This is a genomic window from Endozoicomonas sp., assembly GCF_051008435.1.
GTDB lineage: Bacteria > Pseudomonadota > Gammaproteobacteria > Pseudomonadales > Endozoicomonadaceae > Endozoicomonas_A.
Genome location: NZ_JBPCXO010000360.1, coordinates 1 through 3,476 on the forward strand (window position 1 = coordinate 1; position 3,476 = coordinate 3,476).

Annotated in this window: 4 protein-coding genes; 2 read left to right on the forward strand and 2 right to left on the reverse strand. The window is 46.4% G+C overall.

Features of this window, described 5'->3' with window-relative positions:
* Positions 1–109: 109 nt before the first annotated feature.
* Positions 110–820 (reverse strand): hypothetical protein, encoded by a 711-nt coding sequence (locus ACR2PX_RS18150; protein WP_434000773.1) that lies wholly within the window; start codon positions 818–820, stop codon positions 110–112.
* 614 nt (positions 821–1,434) lie between these two features.
* Here ACR2PX_RS18150 and ACR2PX_RS18155 point away from each other — a divergent pair.
* Positions 1,435–1,617 (forward strand): hypothetical protein, encoded by a 183-nt coding sequence (locus tag ACR2PX_RS18155; RefSeq protein ID WP_434000774.1) that lies wholly within the window; start codon positions 1,435–1,437, stop codon positions 1,615–1,617.
* 374 nt (positions 1,618–1,991) lie between these two features.
* Positions 1,992–3,140 (forward strand): pyridoxal phosphate-dependent aminotransferase, encoded by a 1,149-nt coding sequence (locus ACR2PX_RS18160; RefSeq protein ID WP_434000776.1) that lies wholly within the window; start codon positions 1,992–1,994, stop codon positions 3,138–3,140.
* Between the two features lie 127 nt (positions 3,141–3,267).
* On the opposite strand, the gene ACR2PX_RS18165 is transcribed toward ACR2PX_RS18160, so the two are convergent.
* Positions 3,268–3,476, reverse strand: a 209-nt coding sequence (locus tag ACR2PX_RS18165) for a hypothetical protein (protein WP_434000775.1), incomplete at its 5' end; no start/stop codon positions are given.

Below are 3,476 nucleotides of genomic sequence, written 5' to 3' on the forward strand. Positions count from 1 at the left end.
GCGTCCCTGTGTAGCACCTTGCAAGTGCATTGTTATTAACACAGGTATTTTGCCTGAACAGCACAGAGGGCGCTCCTTTCAGTTCATTCTGTCTTACTTCTTCAGATCGTTAAGCGGGACTTAAGGCTGAGTAGTTAAAGCCGTTTTTATCTCTATGATTCAGATTAAGACCTATCTGTTCTGCAAGGATGCAAATTTCAGGAAACAGCAGCAATCGCGGCGTTTTAAGTTTGCGCAGATAGAGGGCAAAATTATCTCCATTTCCATCCACTAAGGAAAAGTCAGCACCTGCTTCAGCAAGAGATTTACATAAAGTCACAGTTGTGCATTTCGAGTTAAAAAAAGCAGGCACTCCGTCACTGTCCGGTGCATTTAAAGATGCTTCAATATCAACACCATGTTTTTTAAGAAGATGGAATCGAGCCTGAAAGTTCTCTTCCGTTGAGTAAATTAACAGCCTTATCGCAGTATTATCTGGTATAAAACCATTAAACTGGCTCATGAGACTGTCAAGCAATTCGGGAGTGAATGCGTCTGAACTGCCTGATGTAGAAGCCAGACTCAAAAAAACTTGTTCAATGGAATCCGGTGAGTATGTGTTGTAACGCAAGATACTCCCGATCATTGAATCCCAGAATGGTTTCTGTGCCTTATTCAGACAGACAAGAAGGTTACTGGTAAAGGGAAATGCTTTAGCGATGAGGCAGTCCAACGCATTCAATGCCTGACTCTCAGGCCAAGCAGCAACCACCTTAATCACCTTGACTCTGGCGTCATCAGGAAGCCTGTCCAGAGAGTCTGCTTCTTTGAGAAAAGTCATTAAAGCTGTCGGTGACTCTTCGCATACTTTTCTGCATTGATCTGCAAGCAACTACGGTGATTCGATAAAGTCAGGCTTACGCTCAGAGAGTTGAACAGAGGCTTCTTTAGACAACTTTTTTGGAATGAAAAGTGATTCAGGTGGGGTTAACCAGACCAACATCCCTGCAAAATAACCTGGGCTCAGAGCTTCCGTAATTGAACCCTGCTCTGTAAAAAGTCTCTTTAAGGAAACAGCCTGGACCAAATCTAACATTCTTATCTTCCCATCGAAATATCCATATAATTAACCTTCGACACATAAAATTCTGCCAAGTTCCCTTCAGTCGATACCTTTGAGATCAAGAAATATTTGTGCCCCCATGCCAGCCAAGAAGAAACGTAAGTTGCACTCTCCCAAATTCAAAACCGAAGCCCTCAGGCTGGCAGAGAAAGCCAGGACACCTTGCGCTGCCAAAGAGATTAGCTTTCAGGAAAAACTGAGGCACTTAAACTGGCTGAGAAAACCAGTGCGTCTTCTGCATCAAAGATTTGTAAATCTAAAGATCAGGCCACCTCTAAGCTTTAAGCGAAATAGTCAGTCCCTTCTACTCTGCAGACAAAGAGAATGAAGTGATGAATCGTGTCAACGGCGTTATGGTTTGCAGAGATGACGCAGAGTGCAGGCTAAGTGAAAAAGGTGAAATGTACTGTGCAGATAATGCGCTGTGCCGGCATGGCAGAAAGGTCACCTGTTACGCCGTGGATAACGCCAGCTACTCTGCTGATTCAACTACCGAAGTGAAAAAAGAGCTTTAACCTGAATCTGATACAGTCTTAGTGCTTTTGTGACAGCCTTGCCCGTTGTTGCGGCATTGATTGGTATTGGTTTGATCACTCCGATTTATGTATCGAAATAATGTGTTCTTGCTACAGCAGTACTCAGGCTCAAACGCCATAATGATTTCTTACTATCAATACGTCACAATTATGAAACTTGTGTGCCGGTTTTCAGATGGCGCAGTGAACACGCCTTGTGTATGATGCGCATTGCTGATGCATGATTCCCTGACAAGCCTGCTTATTGACCCCAAAAAGTTCGCGCTAAAGTCAGTATCAGCCAGATTTCATACGGGTTTGAATAACGATTAACGAGGAACATCGTGACTGGTCAACCTTCCCACCGCGTTCAGATGGTCAAACCATCACCTACCCTGGCAGTCACTGCCCGAGCCGCTGAACTTCGCGCTGCCGGACAAGACATTATTGGCCTGGGTGCCGGTGAACCCGACTTCGACACCCCTGATCACATCAAAGCTGCTGCGATCAAGGCCATTAACGAAGGAAAAACCAAGTACACTGCCGTTGACGGTACTGTAGAACTGAAACAGGCCATTATTGATAAATTCAATCGCGACAATGGTCACGAATACGCGCCTGACCAGATTCTGGTGTCCTCCGGTGGTAAGCAGAGCTTCTTCAATCTCTGCCTGGCACTGATCGATAAAGGTGATGAAGTCGTTATTCCTGCGCCTTACTGGGTCTCCTACCCGGATATGGTAGCCATTGCCGAAGGAGTACCGGTAATCGTTAAAGGTGTTCTGGAAAATCGTTTCAAACTGACCCCGGATCAGCTGGAAGCAGCCATTACCCCAAAGACCAAACTGGTTGTTCTGAACAGCCCATCCAATCCATCCGGTACTGCTTACACCCGTAAGGAACTGGAAGGTCTGGCAGCCGTACTGCTGAAGCACCCTCATGTTATGGTCGCCACCGATGATATGTACGAACATATTCTCTGGAGTGATGAGCCTTTCTGTAACATCCTGATGGCCTGCCCTGAACTGTACGACAGAACCATTGTTTTGAACGGTGTTTCCAAGGCTTACTCCATGACTGGCTGGCGTATTGGTTATGCCGGTGGTCCAGCCTGGCTGATCAAAAACATGAAGAAGATCCAGTCCCAGAGCACTTCCAACCCGTGCTCGATTGCCCAGGCTGCTGCGACAGAAGCACTGGCGGGTCCACAGGACTGTGTTAAGGAAATGCTGGTCGCCTTCAAAAAGCGTCATGACTACGTAGTAGGCCGCCTGAACAAGCTGCCTGGTGTCACCGCCATTGAAAGTGACGGTACTTTTTACGCTTTCCCTGACTTCAGCGAAGCCATGAAAAAGCTGGGCTTTGAAAAAGACACCCAACTGGCAGAAATGCTGCTGGAAAAAGGTGTTGCCCTGGTGCCGGGTTCTGCCTTTGGTATGGAAGGCTGCATGCGTCTTTCCTACGCCACCAGCGATCAAGCTCTGGAAAAGGCCCTGGATCGTATGGAAGCTGCCCTAAGCTAAGCGATGTTTGCCTGACCCTCCTCTGCCAGCATTCTTTCTGAATGCTGGCAACCTCATAAAAGAGAATTCATACGCAAGAAGAGTAACGCAGCAAAAAATCTGAGTAGGTTTTGTTGAGCTCTATCCATCATTTGTACAAAAGTTTTATAGGGCATAAAACTCTCCATCGCTTCAGGCTTGATACTCTTTTTTGGTTGTCCAAGTAATTGCGAACCATGAAAATGGCTACAGAGCCCGAAATAGCGGCATTTTCATAGTAAATGAGACCTGTTTTCAACGCTTCCATGCCACCGTCCCGGTAACGTGAGATCCAGCGATACATACATGATGGATCAG

Excerpts from the sequence above, each read along its gene's own strand:
- ACR2PX_RS18150 (WP_434000773.1), bottom strand. The coding sequence starts at position 820 with ATGACTTTTCTCAAAGAAGCAGACTCTCTGGACAGGCTTCCTGATGAC.
- ACR2PX_RS18155 (WP_434000774.1), top strand. The coding sequence starts at position 1,435 with ATGAATCGTGTCAACGGCGTTATGGTTTGCAGAGATGACGCAGAGTGC.
- ACR2PX_RS18160 (WP_434000776.1), top strand. The coding sequence starts at position 1,992 with ATGGTCAAACCATCACCTACCCTGGCAGTCACTGCCCGAGCCGCTGAA.